Raw genomic sequence first — 22,191 nt, 5'->3', positions numbered from 1 at the left:
GGGTCAGACAGGAATCAGATGCGCACCAGGAGTTCCCACCGCACGGACGCCACCGCTCCCCGTTCCCGGTTCTCCGGCCCCGTCGCCGCTCTCGCCTCGGCGGCGCTCGCCCTGGGCTCCGTGGTCGCGCTGAGCACGCCGGCGTCCGCCGTCGACAGCTCCTTCGAGATCGACGGCAACCAGATCACCGAGGGCGGCATCGACTGGCAGACGGTCGGTCCGGACGTCGTGCCCGACCCGATCGGCAACCTCGACACGACGACGTTCGCCGGCTCCAACGTCGAGGACCCGATCAACCCCAACAACGGCTGGCCGAACTGGGGCACCGGCAACCCGGCCACCAACTCGGGCAAGTCCGACCTCGGCAACGTCCTGGTGTACAGCGAGATCGCCGAGGAGGGCGGGGACTACACCCAGTGGCTGCACCTCGGCTGGGACCGCGACGGCGACTCCGGCACGGTGAACTACTACGTCGAGCTCAACCAGGAGCCCAACCTCGACGCGATGAACCCCGACCGGAGCGTGGGTGACATCCGGATCGTCGTCGAGGAGGACGGCAACAGCGACCTCGCCTGCGTCGGCGTCGACACCTGGGACGGTGCGGACTGGACCGATCGGCAGGCGTGCACGGGCGACGTGGCAGCCGTGGCGGTCAACACCGGCCCGATCGTCGACTACTTCGACTCGCCCAACGCCGTGGCCGGGATCATCACCGCCGACCGGTTCGTCGAGGCGTCCCTGAACCTCACCGAGCTCGGCATCGGCGACGTCTGCCCGGCTGCCGGCTTCAGCACGCTGAACATGCGCACCCAGACCGGCGAGTCGCAGCTGTCCGCGCTCAAGGACCTCGCCGCCGGGGACATCGACGTGCCGAGCCTGTGCTCGGACCTGACGATCCTCAAGGAGGACGAGGGCGGCACCCCGCTGCCCGGCGCGACCTTCACGATCAGCCCGAACCCGGTCGACCCGGCCGGTGACGACCCGCTGGAGTTCACCACCGGCGAGGACGGCACCTTCACCTTCGACGATCTCGGCGAGGACGCCTGGGGGGTGGAGTACACGGTCAACGAGATCGCCGCCCCGGACGGCTACCTGCTGCCGCCCCCCGACGAGCGGTCGCAGACGATCACGATCGGCCCCGCGGAGTCGGCGTCGCTGACGTTCGTCGACCCGATGCCGTGGGAGCCGCTGGAGATCGACGTCACGGCCGAGCAGTTCGTCACCCGCACCTGGGAGAACGACAAGCAGGTCGACGGCGACGACGTCCTTCTGCTGCCGGCCGACCAGGAGTCCGTCGAGCTCGACTACGTCGTCGAGGTGTTCTGGAGCGACACGATGCTCGAGGAGGGCGGCCGTACCGTCACGGTCACGGTCGACAACCCCAACGAGGACCCCGTCACCGGCAACCTGAGCGTCGACCTCAACGGCGAGCTCTGCAGCTACGCCGGCACCGACCTCGACGCGTGGGAGAACGAGTTCGCCCCCGGTGAGACCGTCCTGGACGTCGTCTGCGACGACCCGCCGCTGAACGGCGAGGTCGACGCCACCGTCACCTGGGACCGCGGCGTCTACCCGCAGACCCAGGACGACGTCGACGACCCGGAGAACGCTCCCCAGGGCGAGGCGACCGACAGCACCCTGATCGTCACCACCGACAACGGGCTGCCGGCCGTGGACGTCTGGGACGACTTCACCAACCCCGACCTGCCTCCGACGTACCTCGGCACGGTCCAGGCCACCGAGGACGCGGGCTCCGAGGAGTTCCCGGTCTCCCAGGTGATCGAGGTCCCGCTGGGCGAGTGCATCGAGGTGGTCAACGACGGCTACATCGTCGAGGTGGAGGCCGGCGCCGACGGCGACCGCATCGATTCCGCCACCGAGGTCGTCGACATCTGCCGCGAGGAGGGGGCCGAACTGACCATCTCCAAGGTCGACGAGGACGAGCAGCCGTTGCCCGGTGCGACTTTCGAGATCAGCCCGAACCCGGTCGACCCGACCGGTGACGACCCGCTGACGTTCAGCACCGGGGAATCCGGCGAGTACACCTTTGAGGACGTCGTCTCCTTCGGCGAGTACACCGTCACCGAGACGATCGCCCCCGCGGGCTACTTCCTGCCGGCCGAGCGTAGCCAGGTGGTCACGCTGGCGCCGGGGTCCGACGAGACGCTCACCTTCGTCGACCCGCTGATCTGGGAGCCGCTGGACCTGGAGCTGTCGGCGGAACAGTTCGTCACCCGGACCTGGGCGAACGACAAGGAGGCGGACACGACCACGATCGACCTCCGTGCCGACGAACCCTCGGCCACGATCAACTACACGATCGAGGTCATGGAGAGCGACACCTTCCTCGACCCGGACGCCGACCCGGCCCGTGCGGTCACGGTCACGGTCGACAACCCCAACGCCGACCCCGTCACGGGCATGCTCACGGTCGAGCTCGACGGCGACTTCTGCTCTGACGAGGGCACCGACCTGGACGAGTGGGAGAACGAGTTCGCCGGCGGCGTGAACGAGTTCACGGTCGACTGCCCCAACCCGCCGCTCTTCGGCCAGATCGAGGCGACGGTCACCTGGGACCGCGGGGAGTACCCGCAGACCCAGGACGACGTCGACGACCCGGAGAACGCCCCGCCGGGTGAGGCGTCCGACGGCATCAGCCTCGAGGAGGTCACCACCGACAACGGCGTGACGTCGGTGGACGTCTACGACGAATTCACCAGCCCCGACGAGGCGCCGGAGTTCCTGCAGACGGTCACCTCGACCGGCTCGGCGGAGACCACGACCATCGAGTTCTCGCAGGAGTTCGAAGTTCCCCAGGGCGAATGCCTCGTCGTCGACAACACCGCGTACATCGTCGAGACCGGCGACGGCGCCGACGGTGACCGGATCGACGATGACAGCGCCTCGGTGACGATCTGCCGTGACGCCCCCGCCGAGCTGAGGATCGTCAAGGCCGCCCAGAAGATCACCGAGGACGAGGACGACGTCTACCTCCCCGGTGCCACCTTCGAGATCATGCCGAACCCGCTCGACCCGGAGAGCGAGGACCGCCTGGTCGTCGTGACCGGTGAGGACGGGACGTACACGATCGAGGAGATCGCCGACTTCGGCGAGTACACGGTCACCGAGACCGAGGCTCCCGAGGGCTACCTCCTGCCGGCGAACCCCACCCGGACGGTCGAGCTGCTCGAGGGCGAGACCACCGAGGTCTCCTTCGTCGACCCGCTGGTCTGGGAGCCGCTGAACATCGAGGTGATGGGCGAGGGTGAGCAGTTCGTCAGCCGCACCTTCACCGTCGACAAGGAGGCCGAGACGCACCCGACGACCCTGCCGGCCGACCAGGCCCAGACCACCGTCGAGTTCGTCGTGCAGGTCGTCCAGGGTCCGACGACCCTCGACGACGCCACTCTGCAGGCCTCGGTGGAGGTGTCCAACCCGAACGACAACCCGGTGATGGGTACCGTCGCCGCGACGTTCGAGGACGAGGCCTGCCTGATCGACGCCGAGGACGCCGACGAGGCGACGGACGGGCTCCAGTTCTTGTTCCCGTCCGGCGACAGCCTCATGACGCTCACGTGCGAGAACGTGAACGACTTCGAGGGCACCCTCGCGGCGACCGTCACCTGGGACCTCGCGGAGTACCCGCAGACCCAGGAGCAGCTCGACGGGCCGGAGAACGCCGGGGAGGGCAGCGCGTCCGACGCGATCGACATCGACCCGGCCGTCGTCGACAACGGCCCGACGTCGGTGGAGGTCTGGGACGACTTCTCCACCCCGGACCTCGCCCCGACGATGCTCGGGACCGTCGACGCGACGGAGCCCGGAGCGGTGACCGAGTTCCCGGTCAGCACGACGGTCACGGTCGGCCAGGGCGAGTGCCTGGACGTCACCAACGAGGCCTACCTCCTCGACGGGGACACCGAGCTCGACCGCGACTCGGCCTCCGTGGAGATCTGCCGCGACGTCCCGGTGACGCCCCCGCCGACGCCGCCGCTGCCGCAGACCGGTGCCGACACGGCGATGGCGGTCATCGCCACCCTGCTGCTCATCGGTACCGGCGCCGGGATGCTCTACCTCCGACGCCGTAGCCACGGCTGATCCGCTCCCACCGACGCCGGTGGCACCGTCCCGCGGGGTGGTGCCACCGGCGTCGTCGCCCATCCGGTGGTGCGATCGGTACCCGTCGTGTCGGGGTGCGGACACATGGTCGGGTCACGGACAGATCACGTTGTGACGGGAGCGGGTGATTTATGGGCGAAACCCTGTCCGATCTGTGAAGGACGCGGATAGGCTCCCCGCGGACGTGATGCTTTGTCGTGCCTGTTGAATCTGGGCCTACGACATATCGGACAGGGGATCTTGGATGCGCAGCAGGAAATCGACCCGCGACGCCGCGAACATTCGACCCAGAGGCCGGTTCTTCCGGCCTCTCGCCGCGTTCACGGCCACGACGCTCGCCCTCGGGTCCGTCGTCGCCCTGGGCACCAGTGCACAGGCCGTCGGCAGCGACTTCGAGATCGACCGCAACCAGGTCAACAACGGGGGCTTCGACTGGGAAGATCTCACTGTCGGTGACGACAACTTCGACGTCGTCCGCGATCCCGTCGGCAACGCCGACACCTCCACTTTCGGGGAGGGGACGAGCGAGAGCGACTACCCCGTCTGGCTAGAGGGTTCCGACGGCAACGCCTCGGGCAAGTCCGACATCGGCAACGTGCTGGTGTACTCCGACATCGAGGACGCCACGCTCGACCAGTGGCTCTTCCTCGCTTTCGACCGCGGAAGCGGGACGGGCACCGGCCGGTACTACATCGAGCTCAACCAGCTCGAGCAGAGCGGCATCGTCCCGACCCGCACGGACGGCGACCTGCGCATCTCCATCGGTGACCGTGGCATCCGAGGGCTGGCCTGCCAGACGGTCGACGTGTGGAGCGGCGGTGCCTGGACGACCGGACCCGACTGCTCCGGATTCGACGTCAGGGCCAACCTCGCGCCGATCGCAGACTTCTTCGACTCCCCCAACGTCAACGACAGCGGCAACATCCCGATCAACCGATTCGTCGAGATGAAGTTCAATCTCACGGAACTCGGCATCGGCGGGCTTTGCCCCAGCAATGGCTTCGCCGGCCTGCACATGCGGTCGCAGGAGGGCAACTTCAACGGCGACACGAGCGCCATCAAGGACTACGCCGTCGGAACGATCGACGTGCCGAGCCTGTGCTCGGACCTGACGATCATCAAGGAGAGCGAGGACGGCGTCCCGCTGCCGGGTGCGACCTTCGAGATCACCCCGAACCCGACGGGTGAAGGCCCCGACCCGCTGGAGTTCACCACCGGTGAGGACGGCACCTACACGTTCGAGACGATCGGTGAAGAGTTCTGGGGCACCGAGTTCACCGTCACCGAGACCGAGGCGCCGAGCAACTACCTCCTGCCCGCCGACCGCGACCAGACGATCACCATCGACGCCGGTGAGTCGGCCTCGCTGACCTTCGTCGACCCGACTCCGTGGGAGCCCCTGGAGATCGACGTCGACGGATCGGCCGAGCAGTTCATCACCCGGACGTGGACCAACGACAAGCAGGTCGACGGCGAGGACCAGATCGACCTGCCGGCCGACCAGTCGTCGGTGGAGCTCGAGTACACCATCGAGGTCTCCGAGAGCGCCGAAGAGGTCACCGACGAGTCCCGCGCCATCGAGGTCGTGGTGGACAATCCCAACGCGGAGAACGTCGTCGGCACGCTCGACGTCACGATCGACGGCCAGGCCTGCACCGTCGACGGAGCCGTGGACGTCGACCCGGTGACCGACGGGCTGCAGCTCGACTTCGGCCCGGACTTCACCGGCTTCGACGTCACCTGCCCGAACCCTCCCCTCGACGGCACCGTCGAGGCGACCGTGACCTGGGACCTGGGCGACTACCCGCAGACCCAGGACCACATCGACGACCCCGACAACGCGGGCACCGACTCCGCCGGCGACTCGGTCGAGATCACCGCCACCGTGACCGACGAGGGCGTGCAGTCCGTGGACGTCTATGACGACTTCGTCAACCCCGACCTCGAGCCCGAGCTCCTCGGGACGGTCGTGGCCACCGGGGCCGAGAACACCACCACGTTCGACGTCACCCAGGTGATCGACGTCGGCCTCGGCGAGTGCATCCAGGTCGTCAACGACGGCTACATCGTCGAGACCGGGGCCGGCGCCGACGGCGACCGGATCGACGAGGCCCAGGAGGTCGTGACCGTCTGCCGCGAGAACCCGGCGGACCTGACCATCCTCAAGGCGAACTCCGACGGTCTGCTCCTGCCGGGCGCGACCTTCACCATCAGCCCGAACCCGGTCGACCCGGCCGGTGACGACCCGCTGACGTTCAGCACCGGGGAGACCGGTGAGTACACCTTCTCCGACGTCGTCTACTTCGGTGAGTACACCGTCACCGAGACGGTCGCCCCCGAGGGCTACCTGCTCCCCGCCGACCGCGACCAGGTCGTCACGCTCGAGCCGGGCGCCGACGAGTCCCTCACCTTCGTCGACCCGCTGGCCTGGGAGCCGCTGGAGCTGGACCTGACCGCCTCGCAGTTCGTCACCCGGTCGTGGACGAACGACAAGTCCGCCGACCAGACCACCATCGACCTGCGGGCCGACGAGGAGTCGGCCACGATCAACTACACGATCGAGGTCATGGAGAGCGACACGGTCCTGGACGAGTCGGCCGACCCGTCCCGGTCGGTCAGCGTCACGGTCACCAACCCGAACGCGGGCGCCGTGACCGGGACGCTGGACGTCGACCTCGACGGCGCCGTCTGCACGCTCGAGGGCGACGACGCCGACGAGCTGTCGTACGAGTTCCCCTCCGGCGAGACCGTCCTGCAGCTCGACTGCCCGAACCCGCCGCTGTTCGGCGAGGTCGAGGCGACCGTGACCTGGGAGCTGGCGGACTACCCGCAGACCCAGGACCACATCGACAACCCAGGCGACGCCGGAACCGACTCGGCCACCGACACCCTCGACCTCGCCGATGCCACCACCGACAACGGACTGCTCTCGGTCGACGTCTGGGACGACTTCACCAACCCGGACTCGGAGCCCGAGTACCTCGGTACCGTCGACGCCACCGGCAGCGCCGACACCAGCACCTTCCAGTTCCCGAAGGATTTCACGGTCGCCCAGGGTGAGTGCCTCCAGGTCGACAACACCGCCTACGTGGTCGAGGAGGATGCCGGCGCCGACGGTGAGCGCATCGACGAGTCCAGCGCCTCGGTGACGATCTGCCGCGACGCCCCCGCCGAGCTGACCATCGTCAAGGTCGGCGAGGACGGGACCCCGATCCCGGGCGTCACGTTCGAGGTGAGCCCGAACCCACTCGACCCGGCCGCCGAGGAGCCCCTCACGGTCGTCACCGGCGAGGACGGGACCTACACCGTCGAGCAGGTCGCCGACTTCGGCGAGTACGACGTCACCGAGGTCTCGGTCCCGGCCGAGTCCGGCTATCTCATGCCTCCGCCGGGTGACCGCACGCAGACCGTCGAGCTCGTCGAGGGCGAGACCACCGAGGTCGAGTTCACCGACCCGCTGGCCTGGCAGCCGCTGACGGTCGACGTCTCGGGCGGGCAGTTCGTCACCCGGACGTGGACCAACGACAAGCAGGTCGACGGCAACGACACCGTCCTGCTGCCGGCCGACCAGGAGTCGGTCACGCTCGACTACACCATCGAGGTCGTCGAGAGCGACACGGTCCTGGACGAGTCCGAGGCCTCGCCCCGCTCGGTCACCGTCACGGTCACCAACCCGAACGCGGGCGCCGTGACCGGCACGGTGGACGTCGACCTCGACGGCACCGTCTGCACCCTCGAGGGCACCGACCTGGCCGGCTGGGAGAACGAGTTCGCCCCCGGTGCGACCGTGCTGACGGTCGACTGCCCCGACCCGCCGCTGTTCGGCGAGGTCGAGGCGACCGTGACCTGGGACCTCGCGGACTACCCGCAGACCCAGGACCACATCGACAACCCGGACGACGCCGGCACCGACTCGGCCTCCGACACCCTCGCCCTCGCCGAGGAGACCACCGACAACGGACTGCTCTCGGTCGACGTCTGGGACGACTTCGTCAACCCGGACTCGGAGCCCGAGTACCTCGGCACCGTCGACGCCACCGGCAGCGCGAACACCACCACGTTCGACGTCAGCCAGGAGATCGACGTCCCGCTCGGTGAGTGTGTGGAGGTCGTCAACGACGGCTACCTCGTCGAGGCCGAGGCGGGCGCCGACGGAGACCGGATCGACTCCGCCACCGAGGTCGTCGACGTGTGCCGCGAGGCGCCCGCCGACCTGACCGTCTTCAAGGTCGACGAGGACCAGCAGCCGCTGGCCGGTGCGACCTTCACCATCAGCCCGAACCCGGTCGACCCGGCCGGTGACGACCCGCTGACGTTCAGCACCGGGGAGACCGGTGAGTACACCTTCTCCGACGTCGTCTACTTCGGCGAGTACACCGTCACCGAGACGGTCGCCCCCGAGGGCTACCTGCTCCCCGCCGACCGCGACCAGGTCGTCACCCTGGCCACCGGGTCCGACGAGGCCCTCACCTTCGTCGACCCGCTGGCCTGGGAGCCGCTGACGGTCGAGGTCTCGGCCGAGCAGTTCGTCACCCGAACCTGGACCGACGACAAGCAGGCCGACGCCACCACGATCGACCTGCGGGCCGACGAGGAGTCGGCCACGATCAACTACACGATCGAGGTCATGGAGAGCGACACGGTCCTGGACGAGTCGGCCGACCCGTCCCGGTCGGTCGCCGTCACGGTCACCAACCCGAACGCGGGCGCCGTGACCGGCACGGTGGACGTCGACCTCGACGGCACCGTCTGCACCCTCGAGGGCACCGACCTGGACGGCTGGGAGAACGAGTTCCCCTCCGGCGACACCGTCCTGATGGTCGACTGCCCGAACCCGCCGCTGTTCGGCGAGGTCGAGGCGACCGTGACCTGGGACCTCGCGGAGTACCCGCAGACCCAGGACCACATCGACAACCCGGACGATGCCGGGACCGACTCGGCTACCGACACCCTCGACCTGGCCGAGGCCACCACCGACAACGGCCTGCGCTCGGTCGACGTCTGGGACGACATCACCAACCCCGACGCCGACCCGGAGCTCCTCGGCACCGTCGACGCCATCGACAGCGCCAACACGACGCCCTTCGATTTCTCGAAGGAGTTCGAGGTCGCCCAGGGTGAGTGCCTCCAGGTCGACAACACCGCCTTCCTGGTGGAGACCGGCGCCGGCGCCGACGGCGAGCGCATCGACGAGTCCAGCGCCTCGGTGACGATCTGCCGCGACGCCCCCGCCGAGCTGACCATCGTCAAGGTCGGCGAGGACGAGACGGAGCTCGAGGGAGCCACCTTCGAGATCACGCCGAACCCGCTCGACCCGGCCGCCGAGGAGCCCCTCACGGTCGTGACCGGCGAGGACGGCACGTACACCGTCGAGCAGATCGCCGACTTCGGGACCTACCTGGTCGAGGAGACCGTCGCGCCCGAGGGCTACCTGCTCCCGGCGGACCGCACCCGGTCCGTCGAGCTCGTCGAGGGCGAGACGACCGAGGTCGAGTTCATCGACCCGCTGGTCTGGGAGCCGCTGGACATCACGGTCGAGGGTGAGGGCACGCAGTACGTCAGCCGCACCTTCACGGTCGACAAGGAGCCGGGCACGCACCCGGTCACCCTGCCGGCCGACCAGGAGGAGACCACGGTCGAGTTCGTCGTGCAGGTGGTGGAGGGTCCGACGACCCTCGACGACGCCACGCTCTCGGCGGCCGTGACGGTGTCCAACCCGAACGACTACGCGATGACGGGCACCGTGGTGGCGACGTTCGAGGACTCCGCCTGCCTCGTCGACGCCGAGGACGCCGACGGGATCGCCGACGGCCTCCAGTACTCGTTCGGACCGGGCGAGACGGCGATGGCGCTCACCTGCGAGAACGTCGACGACTTCGTCGGCACCCTCGAGGCGACCGTGACCTGGGACCTGGCGGCCTACCCGCAGACGCAGGACCACATCGACACGCCCGCCGAGGCCGGTGAGGACGAGGCCACGGACTCCCTCGACATCGACCCGAGCGTGATGGACAACGGTCCGACGTCGGTGGAGGTCTGGGACGACTGGATCGTCCCGGACTACGCGCCCGTGCTGCTCGGGACGGTCGACGCCGATTCGGCCGGGGCCGTCACGGAGTTTCCGGTCGCCCAGAGCGTCTCGGTCGAGCAGGGCCGCTGCGTGCTGGTCACCAACGAGGCCTACCTCCTCGACGGGGCCCGCGAGCTCGACCGTGACGGCGCGTCCGTCCAGGTCTGCCGCGACGTCCCGGTGACGCCGCCGCAGCCGCCGCTGCCGCAGACCGGCACGAACACGGCCCTGGCCGCGATCGGTGCGCTGCTGCTCATCGGTACCGGTGCCGGGATGATGTTCGTCCGTCGCCGCACCCGGGGCTGAGTCCCCGACACCGACGACGCCGGTGGTACCGCCCCTCGGGGCGGTACCACCGGCGTCGTCGTGTCAGCAGGTCGTGGTGCGTCGCTCGCGTGCGGCTACGCGCCCACGAGCCAGGCCCGCAGGGCGTCCCGGCAGACGCCGAGCTCGGCGACCCGCACGCGCTCGTCGTCGGCGTGGGCCAGCAGCGCGTCGCCGGGGCCGAAGTTCACGGCGGGGATCCCGAGCTCGGCGAAGCGCGCCACGTCGGTCCAGCCGTACTTGGGCTTCGGCGCTCCCCCGGTCCGGTCCAGGACGGCGGCGACGAACTCGGCGGCGAGCGGGTCGTCGAGTCCGGGCCGGGCGGCCGGCGAGGCGTCGGTGACGACGACCTCGTAGCCGTCGAACAGCTCCCGCAGGTGCTGCTCGGCCTCCGCCAGCGTGCGCGACGGCGCGAAGCGGTAGTTGACCGTCACGGTGCAGGCGTCGGGCACGACGTTGCCGGCGATGCCGCCGCGGATGCCCACGGCGTTGAGGCCCTCGCGGTACAGCAGCCCGTCGACCTCGACCTGCACGGCCTCGTAGCCGGACAGGAGGGTCAGGATCGGGGCGGCCCCGTGGATGGCGTTCTCGCCCCGCCAGGACCGCGCCGAGTGTGCCGCCACGCCGCGGGTGGTCACGTCGACCCGGATCGTGCCCTGACAGCCTCCCTCGATGTCGGCGGACGTCGGTTCCCCGAGGACGGCGAAGTCCCCGGCCAGCAGGTCCGGGCGGTTCCGCGCGAGCCGCTTGAGCCCGCTCTTGGACTCCTCGACCTCCTCGTGGTCGTAGAACACGTAGGTCAGGTCCGCCACCGGCGCTGCACCAGGACGCCCGAGCTCCACGGCCAGCGCCAGCATGACGGCGACCCCGGCCTTCATGTCGACGGTTCCCCGGCCCCACAGCTCGCGGTCGTCACCCTCACCGGCCAGCCGCGTCGGCAGGTTGGGCGGGTCGGTCAGCGGCACCGTGTCGAGGTGGCCGGCGAGCACGACCCGGCGGTCGCGCCCGAGCGTGGTGCGGGCGACGACGGCGTCACCGTCGCGGTGCACCTCAAGGTGCGGCTGGTCGCCCAGCAGCGCCTCGACAGCGTCCGCGAGTGCGGCCTCGTCGCCCGAGACAGACTCGATGTCGCAGATCGCGGCGAGCAGGTCGACGAGATCGGAGCTCGGGAGCGTCGCGGGGTCCGTCAGGGTCGCGGGAAGTCGTGTCTGCGCTTCGGTCACCCCGTCATCGTGCCACCTCTCGCGGATAGGCTGGTGCCCATGACGACGCCCAGCACCTCTCCCCGTACCGCCTGGGGCCTCGGCCTCGCCACGGTCGCCGACGACGGCAGCACGCTCGACGTCTGGTACCCGTCGCCCGCGCTCGGCACGGCCCCGGACGACGTCGACGTCCCCGTCGACCTCGCCGCGCTCACGCGCCGTGACGACGCCCGCCGCGTCGACGTCTCGGTGGTGCGCACCGAGATCGACCTGGACGCCCCGCCGGCGGACACCGCGGACGCCTACCTGCGCCTGCACCTGATCTCCGCGCGGCTCGTCCAGCCGCACGGGCTCAACGTCGAGGGCATCTTCGGCAAGCTGACCAACGTCGTGTGGACGTCGCGCGGTCCCTGCGCGGTCGCCGACTTCGAGATGACGCGCCTGCGGCTGCGTGCCGCGACGGACGCCCCGGTCACGGTCTACGGCGTGGACAAGTTCCCCCGCATGGTCGACTACGTGGTGCCGACCGGCGTGCGCATCGCCGACGCCGACCGCGTCCGCCTCGGGGCGCACCTGTCCGAGGGGACGACGGTGATGCACGAGGGCTTCGTGAACTTCAACGCCGGCACCCTGGGGTCCTCCATGGTCGAGGGCCGCATCTCCGCGGGTGTCGTCGTGGGCGACGGGTCCGACGTCGGCGGCGGCGCCTCGATCATGGGCACGCTGTCCGGCGGGGGCAAGGAGGTCATCTCCCTCGGCGAGCGCTGCCTGCTCGGCGCCAACGCCGGTCTCGGCATCGCGCTCGGCGACGACTGCGTGGTCGAGGCCGGTCTGTACGTGACCGCCGGGACCAAGGTGACGGTCCTCGACGAGATGGGTGACGAGGGCGAGCCGCGCGTGGTCAAGGCCCGCGACCTGTCCGGCCGCGACGGTCTGCTCCTGCGCCGCAACTCCCGCACGGGTGCCGTCGAGGCGCTCACGCGCCAGGGTGTCGGCGTCGAGCTGAACGCCGCGCTGCACGCCAACTGATGGCCGCACGACGGCGCTCGGCCGCGCGATCGGCCGGCGCCGTCGGAGCGGTGCTCACCGTCGGCCTCGCGGCCGTCCTCGGGGTGCTGCTCCTGCTGTGGGCCCGCGACGACGGTCCCCGTGCCGCCGAGCGGTGCACCGCCCGTCTCGACGGCACGGACTGGCCGCTCACGACCGAGCAGGCGGAGAACTCCGCCCTGATCGTCGGCTCGACGATCCGTCGGGGCCTGCCCGCGCGGGCGGCGACCATCGGGGTGGCCACGGCGCTGCAGGAGTCCCGGCTGGTCAACATCGACTACGGCGACCGGGACTCGCTGGGCCTGTTCCAGCAGCGACCCTCGCAGGGCTGGGGCACCCCGGAGCAGGTCATGGACCCGGTGTACTCCACCAACGCCTTCTACGACGGTCTCGTCGAGGTCGAGGGCTGGCAGGACGCCGAGGTCACCGTCGCCGCGCAGGCGGTGCAGCGGTCGGCCTTCCCCGACGCGTACGCCCAGCACGAGACCCGCGCGCGGGCCTGGGCGTCGTCGTTGACGGGCCACTCCCCCGGCTCGGTCACCTGCGACGTGCCGCCGGCGGACCCGCAGGCCTCGCACGTCGCCGTGGCCGAGCGGATCGACCGCGACCTCGGGCTCGACGGCCGGACGGTCCGCGGCGACGGCGCGACGACGAGGATCGACGCGACGGCACTGCGCTACGACGACACGACCCGGTCGACCTGGGCGGTGGCCCACTGGGCGGTCGCGACGGCGGAGGCCACCGGAGCCGTCGAGGTCCGGGCCGACGGCCGGGTCTGGACCCGCGAGTCCGCCGCCTGGACGGCCCTCGGCCCCGACGAGAACGGCCTGCGCGACGGTGTCGTCCGCGTCCGGGTCGTCGAACCCACCGCCTGACCCCCTCCGGCTACCGCTTAACCCGCGCAGGCGAGAGGGGGCACGCCCCACGGCGTCGTCAGTCGCGAAGTGCAGGTCACGCGCCGGTCGCGCAGGCGAGAGGGGGCACGCCCCACGGCGTCGTCAGTCGCGAAGTGCAGGTCGCGCAGCGACCGTGAACGCGACGCCGTGGGGCGTGCCCCCTCTCGCGGGCTGATCAGCGCTGGTCGAGCGCCACGTAGTCCCGCTCGGTCGGCCCGGTGTAGATCTGCCGCGGACGGCCGATCTTCGTCTGCGGGTCCTTCATCATCTCGCGCCACTGGGCGATCCAGCCGGGCATCCGGCCCATCGCGAACAGCGGGGTGAACATGGCCGGCGAGAAGCCCATGGCCTTGTAGATGAGCCCCGTGTAGAAGTCGACGTTCGGGTAGAGCTTGCGCTCGACGAAGTAGTCGTCGTTGAGCGCGATGTCCTCGAGGCCCCGGGCGATGTCGAGCAGCTCGTCCTTGGCACCCAGCTCGTCGAGCACGGCGTCGGCGTGCTTCTTGACGATGGCGGCGCGCGGGTCGTAGCTCTTGTAGACCCGGTGGCCGAAGCCCATGAGCCGGACGCCGTCCTCCTTGTTCTTGACCTTCTTCATGAAGGTCTCGACGGAGTCCTCGCCGGAGCGGATGTTCTCCAGCATGAGCAGCACGGCCTCGTTGGCACCGCCGTGCGAGGGGCCGGACAGGGCGTTGATGCCGGCCGACACCGACGCGTACAGGGTCGCGTTGGACGAGCCGACGACGCGAACGGTCGACGTCGAGCAGTTCTGCTCGTGGTCGGCGTGCAGGATGAGCAGCTTGTCCATCGCCGAGACGAGCGTGGGGTTGGCCTGCCACTCCTCGTAGGGGCGGGCGAAGGTCATGCGCAGGAAGTCGTCGACGTAGCCGCGCGCCGCGTCCGGGTAGAGCAGCGGCTCGTCACGCATGGACCGGTGCACGTAGGAGGTGATGGTGCGGATCTTGGCGAGGATCAGGACCGTCGCGAGCTCGACCGCCTCGTCGTCGTGCGGGTCGAGCGACTCCGGGTAGTAGGTCGCCAGCGCGTTGACCGCCGAGGCCATGATCGCCATGGGGTGGCCGCCGCGCGGGAAGGTGCCGAGGAAGGTGCGGAACGCCTCGGGCACGAGGGTGTGCCGGTTGATCCGCTCGGTGAACGCCTCGAGCTCGGCGGGGGTCGGCAGCTCGCCGTGGATGAGCAGGTACGAGACCTCGAGGAACGACGAGGAGTCGGCGAGCTGCTCGATCGGGTAGCCGCGGTAGCGCAGGATCCCCTGGCCGCCGTCGATGTAGGTGATCGCGGACTCGCAGGAGGCGGTGTTGGTGAACCCGGGGTCGACGGTCACCATGCCGGTGTCCTTGAGCAAGGAGGACACGACGATCCCGTCGTTGCCTTCCGTCGCCGGCACCACGGGCAGTTCTCGGCTCGTGCCGTCGACGCTGAGCTCGACCGTGGCGGTCTGCTGGGTGGACGTCATGTCTTCCTTCCCTGACGGGCCCTCGGCCTCCGTCGTCGGAGGCTCCGGCACGTGAACTCGTGGCATGGTCACGGACTACCTGACGTGCCCGCCTGGGCGGTGTCACCACAGAGCAGCCTCGGCCTGCAGGTCAAACTACCCCCCTCATCCCATGCGGTTCCAATCGTCGCGTCAAGACGATGTGATCCGCGCCACAGCATCGGTCACGGCCTGGTCCGACGCGGTCAACGCCACGCGCACGTGCGACGCGCCGGCCGCCCCGTAGAACTCGCCGGGACCGACCAGGATGCCGAGCCGCGCGAACCGTCGGGCCAGGTCCCGCGACGTCGCGGCGTCCGCCGCGTCGGCCGGACGCGTCCACAGGTACAGACCGGCCGCGGAGTGGTCGACGGCGAAACCGCCCTGGTGCAGCGCCGGCAGCAGGGCGTCCCGACGCCGGCGGTACCGCTCGCGCTGGGCGTCCACGTGGGCGTCGTCGGACAGGGCGACCCGGAGCGCGGCCTGCACCGGCGCGGGCATGATCATCCCGAGGTGCTTGCGGGTGGAGACCAGGTCGGCGACCAGCCGCGGGTCCCCGGCGACGAAGGCGGCCCGGTACCCGGCGAGGTTCGACTGCTTGGAGACCGAGTAGGCGACGAGCAGGCCGTCGAGCGAGCCGTCCGTGACCCGCGGGTCGAGCAGGCTCGGCACCCGGCCGACCCCGTCCGCGCCGGCCCACGGCTCGTCCCAGGCGAGCTCGGCGTAGCACTCGTCGGACACGACGACGGCGCCGGTCTCGCGCGCCGCGGCCACCACGGCGCGCAGGTGCTCGACGTCGGCCACCGCACCGGTGGGGTTGGACGGCGAGTTGACCCACACCAGACGGACGTCCTCGCGCCCGGCCCAGGTGGCGACGTCGTCGGCCGGCAGCGCGGTGGCCCCCGCGAGCCGCGCCCCCACGTCGTAGGTGGGGTACGCGATCTCGGGGTGGACGACGACGTCGCCGGGGCCGAGCCGCAGCAGGGAGGGCAGCAGCCCGACCAGCTCCTTGGACCCGACCGTCGGCATGACGCCGTCCGGGTCGAGACCCGGCACGCCGCGGCGCCGCGCGAACCAGTCCACGACCGTCTCGCGCAGCGCGGCGGTGCCGTGCGTCGTCGGGTAGCCCGGAGCGTCGGCGGCGGCCGTCAGCGCGTCCTGGACGACCCGCGGGGTGGGGTCGACGGGCGTCCCGACGGACAGGTCCACCATCCCGCCGGGGTGCGCCGCGGCCGTCGCACGGACGTCACCGAGGGTGTCCCAGGGGTAGGGCAGGTCGCGCAGGTCGGCGAAACCCATCGGGGCCCGCGTCAGCCCTGCGGGGGCAGGGCGGCGATCATCGGGTCGTCCTTCTCGATGACGCCCATCTTGGCCGCGCCGCCCGGGGAGCCGATGTCGTCGAAGAACTCGACGTTCGCCCGGTAGTAGTCGGTCCACTCCTCGGGGACGTCGTCCTCGTAGTAGATGGCCTCGACCGGGCACACCGGCTCGCAGGCGCCGCAGTCCACGCACTCGTCCGGGTGGATGTACAGCGAGCGCGACCCCTCGTAGATGCAGTCCACGGGACACTCCTCGATGCACGCCTTGTCCTTGAGGTCGACGCACGGCTGAGCGATCACGTAGGTCACTGCAGTTCCCTTCCAGGGGATCGGCGGAGCGGCTGCTCCGGTCTTTCGGGGGCTCACTCTAGTATCGCTCACGTGAGAATCTCGCACGCCGCCGGCGGATCGTCCGCCTGGCGAGACTGGACGGCCGGGACCCGGGTCGTCGTGCGGCGTCGGCTCTCGGCCGAGGAGACCCGGCGCAGCGGGAAACGGTCCACGGACGTCATCGGCCTGGTGGTGACGTCCGACACGTCGGGCGTCACGCTCCGCCGTGACCCCGCGCGGCCGTCGGCGCCGGGTGCGGGGACCGAGGTCCGCATCGAGGCTGAGGAGATCGAGGCCACGCGGGTGCTGCCGCCGCGGCCCGAGCGCCGACCGCCCCGCAGGTCCGACTGACCCACGCCGCGGCCCGGGTCGGCGGCGTCGGGCCGACGGCGTCGGGCCGACGACGTCAGGGCGACGGCGTCAGGTGGATCGCCCGCCCGTCCAGACCGGTCACGACGGCGCCGCCGGTGCACCGCTCCACGAGCAGAGCGGGCCACCCCGCGCCCCGGGCCAGCGTCTCGGACGGCCCCGGCGCAGGGGCCGGGGAACCGGCTGCGGCACGACGCTCGACGCGCAGGTCGTCCGCGGCGTGGAAGAAGTCGTGCACCGAGGCGTTCGACTCCAGCCGGTGCACCACGAGCTCGAGGTCGCGCACCACCTTGCGGAGCGCGGGCGCCACCCAGGCCGCGTTCTCGGTCACCATCGCCTCCGTGCGGGCCGGGTCCGTCAGAGCGACCCGCGTGCCGTCCCGGAAGCTGCCCGCCGCCAGCAGACGCGCCACCGGCCCGACCGGCGCGCCGGCCACCGCGTTGAGGAGCTGGGTCGCCACGACGTGCGGCACGTGGCTGACCAGGGCGGCCGCCTCGTCGTGCACGTCGTCCGTGAGCACCACCGCGCGGCCCGCGCACACCCCCGTGACCCACGCGAGCACCGTGGCGACCCGGTCCGGGTCGACCGCCACGGCGTCGTCCACCGTCACCGCCCACACGACACCGTCGAGCAGCGCGACGTCGGAGGCGTCGAACCCGCTGTGCTCGGTCCCGGCCATGGGGTGCGCGCCGACGTACCGCGCGGCGAGGCCGGCCGCGGCGACCGCGGCCCGCACGGGGCTCTTGACGCTGCCGACGTCCGTGACGGTCGCCGTCGCCGGTGCGTGCGCGGCCACGTGCTCGGCCACCGTCGTCATCGCCCGCAGCGGCACGGCCAGCACCACGAGGTCGGCGGCGTCGACACAGCCCGCGACGTCGTCCGTCACCGCCAGTCCGGCCCGCCGGGCCGCCGCACGCGCGGACGGGGAGGCGTCGGTCGCCACGACGTCCGCCCCGCGCGCCGCGAGCAGGCGCGCCAGGGACCCGCCGATCAGGCCCAGCCCGACGACGGCGACCCGGCCGTGCGGCGGCGTCCGCGTCCCGGTCACCACAGCAGCCCCTGGTCCACGACCTCGTCCGGGTCGCCGGCGCGCACCGACCCCGTCGGGGCCTCGTCCGCCAGCGCACCGTCGAGACCGCCCTCCCCCGGCGCCGCGGGGTAGGCGCCGAGCACCTTCAGCGCGTCGCCGGCGGCCAGCAGGTCGCCGAACAGGTCGCGCACGGCCGGCTCCCACGGGGCGGCGTCGAGGGTCACGACGAACACGTACTGCCCCTCGCGCGCCTTGAGCGGCCGGGTGACCAGGCTCGACATGTTGACCCCGCGCACGGCGAAGGCGTCGGTGACGCGGGCCAGCACCCCCGGACCCGTGATGGTCGGCGTGACCGCCAGCATCGTGCGCCACGTCGCGCCGTCGTGCCCTGCCCCGAGCCGGTCGCGGGCACGGTCCCGGCGGTCCAGGACGAGGAACCGGGTCCGGGCGCCGGCGAAGTCCGCCACGGACTCCGCAAGGGTGTCCAGCCCGTACAGCTCGCCGCACAGGGGCGGCCCCAAGGCCACCTGGTGGTCCCGCACGTCCCGGCAGGCGGCCGCGTTCGACGCGGCGGGCACGGGCGTCAGGCCGCGCGCCGCGACGAAGCGGGCGCACTGCGCCAGGCCGTGCGGGTGCGCCGTCGCCTCGACGAGCTCGCCGTGGCCGGGACGCACGAACGCGTCGAAGGTGATGTCCAGGACGACCTCGTCCACGGCGACCACGTCCGCGCTGGCCAGGAGGGCGTCGACCGACGGCACGACGTAGCCCTCCACCGAGCTCTCGATCGCCACCACACCGACGGCGGCCTGCCCCGAGGCCACCGCGTCGTGCACGGCCGGCACGTCCGCGCAGGGCACGACGTCGGCCCCCGCGTCGGCGCGGTCCGTCCACCAGCGGGCGGCCTGGTGGGTGAAGGTGCCTTCCGGCCCCAGGTAGGCGACCCTCACGCGCCGACCCACCGGGGGGTGAGCGCCTCCGGTCCGGGCGCGAACCGGTCGCCCGGCAGGACCGCCAGCGTGCGGTGCGACACCGACCGGGCGTCCAGCTCGGCGACCAGGGCGTCGAGCACCGCCACGTCCGGGCAGCGGAAGGAGCTGAAGAACACGTGCGGACCGTAGGTCGAGGGGTGGCTGCGCAGGTGCTGCAGGTCCACCCCCGCGTCGGCGAGGAGGCCCAGCGTCTGGCGCAGGGAACCGCGGTGGTCGTCGCTCGGCCCGAACGCCAGCCAGACCTGGGCGGGGGCGGAGAACTGCGGCCAGGCGCCCCGCGCCTCGAGCAGCCCGTACCAGACCGGGGGCTGCTCGCCCAGGTGCTCGCTGCCGGGGACCTCGGTCCACCCGGCCGGCACCCGGGAGCGCTCCAGCACGAGCGAGCCCTGCTCCCCCGCCAGGGCCGCGCGCTCGGCCACGGGCGTCGCCGTCGGCACGAGGCGCGGGCTGACGCCCATGCTGCGCAGCACGTCGGCGCAGTCGCGCATGCCCGCCTCGTCGACCACGACCTGTCCGCCGACCACGCCCGGCGGCGCGACCCAGACCCACTGGGTCCCCACGGTGGCGGCGGCGGTGACGATCAGCCGCGGGTCGCCGTCGAGCAGCGCCTGCTCCAGGGCGGGCGAGGGCTGCTCCGGGTGACCGAGGTGCACGACGGCGGCCAGGTCGTCGATGCCGGCCACCGTCGCCAGCGCCTGGGGCATCGTGCCGAGGTCGAGCAGCTCGGTCGACTCGTCGGGGACCGCGGAGATCACCGCCGACCCCGCGGCCACGCCGGACCAGCCGGCGTCGTGCGCGGCGAGCGCGGCGTGCGCCGACGACTCGCGGGAGATCCGCCCGAGCATCAGTCGTCCCCGTCCTCGTCGTTCTCCTGCTCCGGCGGGGTGCAGGTCACCGCGTCGTCCGGCTTGTACCGCCAGAAGTCGGACTCGTCCTTGACCAGGTCGCCGTCGAGGTACACCTTGCGGTACACGGTGATGGCGAACCCGGGCTGCCCGCCCGGGTAGGGCTCGCAGTCGGGGCTGCTGGACATGTCGACCTCGGAGACCGGCTCGACCTCCTGCCTGCCGGAGTCGGAGGTCTCGACGTCGTAGTACTCCGTCGACCAGATCTTGACGTGCAGCCGCCCGCCGGAGACGTAGCTCTGCAGCAGCGCCCCGTACGGGGTGTCGTTGCGGAACTTCATGTCGATCGCGCCGACGTAGATCGTGGCCTCGCGCCCCGCCGGGTAGCGGCTGAACCAGTAGCTGTGCTGACGGTGCTCGACGTCGTCGAAGCCCGCGAAGAAGCCCGCGTTGTAGCTGGTGGTGGCCATCTGCGACAGCCCGCCGCCGACGGCGTCGACGTGCACGCCGTTGCTCACCACGCCGGCGGCGAAGTAGCCGTTGGAGACCTCGATGGGCGAGAGCGTGTCGATGAGGGAGAACGTCTCGTCCGGGCGCACCAGGGTGCCGTTGACCAGCTCGGCGCCGCGCACGAGGTTCCTGGTGCGCACGGGTTCGCTGGTCAGCGGCGTGGAGAACTCCGAGACGACCTCCTGCACGCCCAGCTCCTCCAGCGAGGCCCGCGTGTCCTCCGGGTCCTCCTCGACGAGCTCGACCTGCGTGGCACGTCCGGGAGACAGCGCGGCGCCGCCGACGGCGTAGGCGACCTGCTCGGGGTCGAGGGTGGTGCCCGCCTCCCCGCCGACGATGACCGGCTCGCCGCCGGAGAACTCGAAGTGGGCGTCGTTCGGCTCGCGCAGCAGGTCGTTCGTCCGCTCGACGATCGCGGACGTCAGCCGGTCGCCGTCGAACTGCGCCACCAGAGCGCCGTCCTGCGGCACGAACGACGTGGACCGGGCCAGCACGCGCGCCGGGAGCTCCGGGTTCTGGGTGTCGACCTCCACGGTCACCGGCCCCGAGACGACCTCCTCGGCCTCGGCCAGGGCGGCGTCGGTGTCCGCCTGGTCGATCGTCGGCTCGACCGGCTCGGTCGGCAGGTCGACGGGTCCGTCGGTCACCAGCCAGGCGGAGACGATCGCGTCGTCGGCGGCGTCCTGGACGACCTGCGTGCCCGCGGCCGCCTCGGTCGCCACGGCCTCGCCGTCGGCGAACCGGACCGTGCCGTCGACGGGCTCGGTCGCCAACGACTGGGCCACGCCGCCGACGGCGGTCCGCAGCGTGGGGCGGTCGACACCCACCACCGGGGGCACCTCGTCGCCGCCGACGAGGTGCTCCAGCAGCCGCGACGGGTCCAGGGTGAAACCGGTCAGGTCCTCCACCGTGCCGGCGGAGTCGAGGCTCAGCCCCGCCTCGGCCGGGTCGATCGTGCTCGTGGACTCGCCGGCGCGGACGGTGACCGGCTCGGCGGCGCGGGGGCCGAGGCCCTCGTCCAGGGCCGTCACGGCCTCGGCCGTGGGCAGGCCGCCGATGTCGACACCCGCCACGGTGGTGCCCTTCGGCACGCTGTCGGCGACCAGCCACTGCGCGCCCACGTACAGGCCCGCGAGGACGACGACCCCGGCCAGGGCGCCGAGCAGCACCTTCGGGGTGCGGCTCGGCGCACCATCACCCTGCAGGCCCTCCAGGGGGGTCGCGCCACCGTCCGACGGCGGGACCGCCGGGGACTGCTCGCCGGCCGGGCTCCCGGCGCCGGCGGCGGACGTCGCGGACACCGCCGGGATGGCCTCGGTCGGGGCGGCGGGGGGCGTGCTGGACGGTGCCCGCACGGTGGCCACGGAACGGGGCTGCTCCCAGGCGCGCACGCTGGGCTCGTAGGGGACGTCCGGGTCCTCCGGCGCGTCCTGCGCGGGCGCGTCCGGCGTCCCGGCGGACGGGGAGCCCGCGGTCCCGGCGGGCGAGGCGTCGCCGGCGTCCGGTTCCTCCCAGGCCCGCACCGCAGGCTCGTACGGGCTGTCCCCGGCGGCGGGGGCGTCGCCCGGCGACGAGGCCGAGTTCTGCGACGCGCGCACCTGGTCGTCACCCTCGGTCGGCTGGCCCATCGACACGCTCCGTGCTGG

At 71.8% G+C, this 22,191-nt stretch carries 13 protein-coding genes; 5 read left to right on the top strand and 8 right to left on the bottom strand.

Going from position 1 to position 22,191, the window contains the following annotated elements; genetic code table 11:
• Positions 1-18: 18 nt before the first annotated feature.
• Both PO879_RS04830 and PO879_RS04825 read left to right on the top strand, forming a co-directional pair.
• Complete coding sequence (locus PO879_RS04830) at positions 19-4,098, top strand: prealbumin-like fold domain-containing protein (protein ID WP_278236796.1); 4,080 nt, start codon at positions 19-21, stop codon at positions 4,096-4,098.
• Between the two features lie 265 nt (positions 4,099-4,363).
• Positions 4,364-10,495: a prealbumin-like fold domain-containing protein gene (locus PO879_RS04825; RefSeq protein WP_278236795.1), complete on the top strand. Its 6,132-nt coding sequence runs from the start codon at positions 4,364-4,366 to the stop codon at positions 10,493-10,495.
• 95 nt (positions 10,496-10,590) lie between these two features.
• Here the strand turns inward: PO879_RS04825 and dapE are convergent, their stop codons facing one another.
• Positions 10,591-11,703, bottom strand: a complete 1,113-nt coding sequence (gene dapE / locus PO879_RS04820; protein ID WP_278237454.1) for a succinyl-diaminopimelate desuccinylase — start codon at positions 11,701-11,703, stop codon at positions 10,591-10,593.
• Between the two features lie 72 nt (positions 11,704-11,775).
• Between dapE and dapD the strand changes: the two genes are divergently transcribed.
• Complete coding sequence (gene dapD / locus PO879_RS04815) at positions 11,776-12,744, top strand: 2,3,4,5-tetrahydropyridine-2,6-dicarboxylate N-succinyltransferase (protein ID WP_278236794.1); 969 nt, start codon at positions 11,776-11,778, stop codon at positions 12,742-12,744.
• Positions 12,744-13,637, top strand: coding sequence for a hypothetical protein (locus PO879_RS04810; RefSeq protein ID WP_278236793.1), 894 nt, complete (start codon positions 12,744-12,746; stop codon positions 13,635-13,637). The genes dapD and PO879_RS04810 overlap by 1 nt, the downstream gene beginning before the upstream one ends.
• 196 nt (positions 13,638-13,833) lie before the next feature.
• Here PO879_RS04810 and PO879_RS04805 read toward each other — a convergent pair whose 3' ends face one another.
• The 3 genes from PO879_RS04805 to fdxA all read right to left on the bottom strand — a co-directional run bounded on the left by PO879_RS04805 (position 13,834) and on the right by fdxA (position 16,781).
• Complete coding sequence (locus PO879_RS04805) at positions 13,834-15,135, bottom strand: citrate synthase (RefSeq protein WP_278236792.1); 1,302 nt, start codon at positions 15,133-15,135, stop codon at positions 13,834-13,836.
• A 171-nt stretch (positions 15,136-15,306) separates the two neighbouring features.
• On the bottom strand, positions 15,307-16,452 hold the full coding sequence (gene dapC / locus PO879_RS04800) for a succinyldiaminopimelate transaminase (protein WP_278236791.1): 1,146 nt from the start codon (positions 16,450-16,452) through the stop codon (positions 15,307-15,309).
• A gap of 11 nt (positions 16,453-16,463) precedes the next feature.
• A complete protein-coding gene (gene fdxA / locus PO879_RS04795) occupies positions 16,464-16,781 on the bottom strand; it encodes a ferredoxin (protein WP_278236790.1) in 318 nt (105 codons plus the stop codon).
• Positions 16,782-16,853: 72 nt separating this feature from the next.
• On the opposite strand from fdxA, the gene PO879_RS04790 reads away from it, so the two are divergent.
• Complete coding sequence (locus tag PO879_RS04790; protein WP_278236789.1) at positions 16,854-17,153, top strand: hypothetical protein; 300 nt, start codon at positions 16,854-16,856, stop codon at positions 17,151-17,153.
• A 55-nt stretch (positions 17,154-17,208) separates the two neighbouring features.
• Here PO879_RS04790 and PO879_RS04785 read toward each other — a convergent pair whose 3' ends face one another.
• Genes PO879_RS04785 through PO879_RS04770 form a run of 4 tightly spaced genes read right to left on the bottom strand, consistent with a single transcriptional unit; the run spans position 17,209 to position 22,173 of the window.
• The gene (locus tag PO879_RS04785) at positions 17,209-18,219 is read right to left on the bottom strand and encodes a prephenate dehydrogenase/arogenate dehydrogenase family protein (protein ID WP_278236788.1); all 1,011 of its coding nucleotides are present in this window, start codon (positions 18,217-18,219) and stop codon (positions 17,209-17,211) included.
• The gene (locus PO879_RS04780; RefSeq protein WP_278236787.1) at positions 18,216-19,148 is read right to left on the bottom strand and encodes a prephenate dehydratase domain-containing protein; all 933 of its coding nucleotides are present in this window, start codon (positions 19,146-19,148) and stop codon (positions 18,216-18,218) included. The genes PO879_RS04785 and PO879_RS04780 overlap by 4 nt, the downstream gene beginning before the upstream one ends.
• Positions 19,145-20,035 (bottom strand): hypothetical protein, encoded by an 891-nt coding sequence (locus PO879_RS04775; RefSeq protein ID WP_278236786.1) that lies wholly within the window; start codon positions 20,033-20,035, stop codon positions 19,145-19,147. The genes PO879_RS04780 and PO879_RS04775 overlap by 4 nt, the downstream gene beginning before the upstream one ends.
• Entirely contained in the window at positions 20,035-22,173 is a 2,139-nt protein-coding gene (locus PO879_RS04770; protein WP_278236785.1) for a VanW family protein, read from the bottom strand. The genes PO879_RS04775 and PO879_RS04770 overlap by 1 nt, the downstream gene beginning before the upstream one ends.
• Between the last annotated feature and the right edge of the window lie 18 nt (positions 22,174-22,191).

The sequence above is a fragment of the Isoptericola sp. AK164 genome, assembly GCF_029643425.1.
In the GTDB taxonomy this organism is placed as follows: domain Bacteria; phylum Actinomycetota; class Actinomycetes; order Actinomycetales; family Cellulomonadaceae; genus Isoptericola; species Isoptericola haloaureus.
This window is presented reverse-complemented; position numbering and strand designations above follow the sequence as displayed.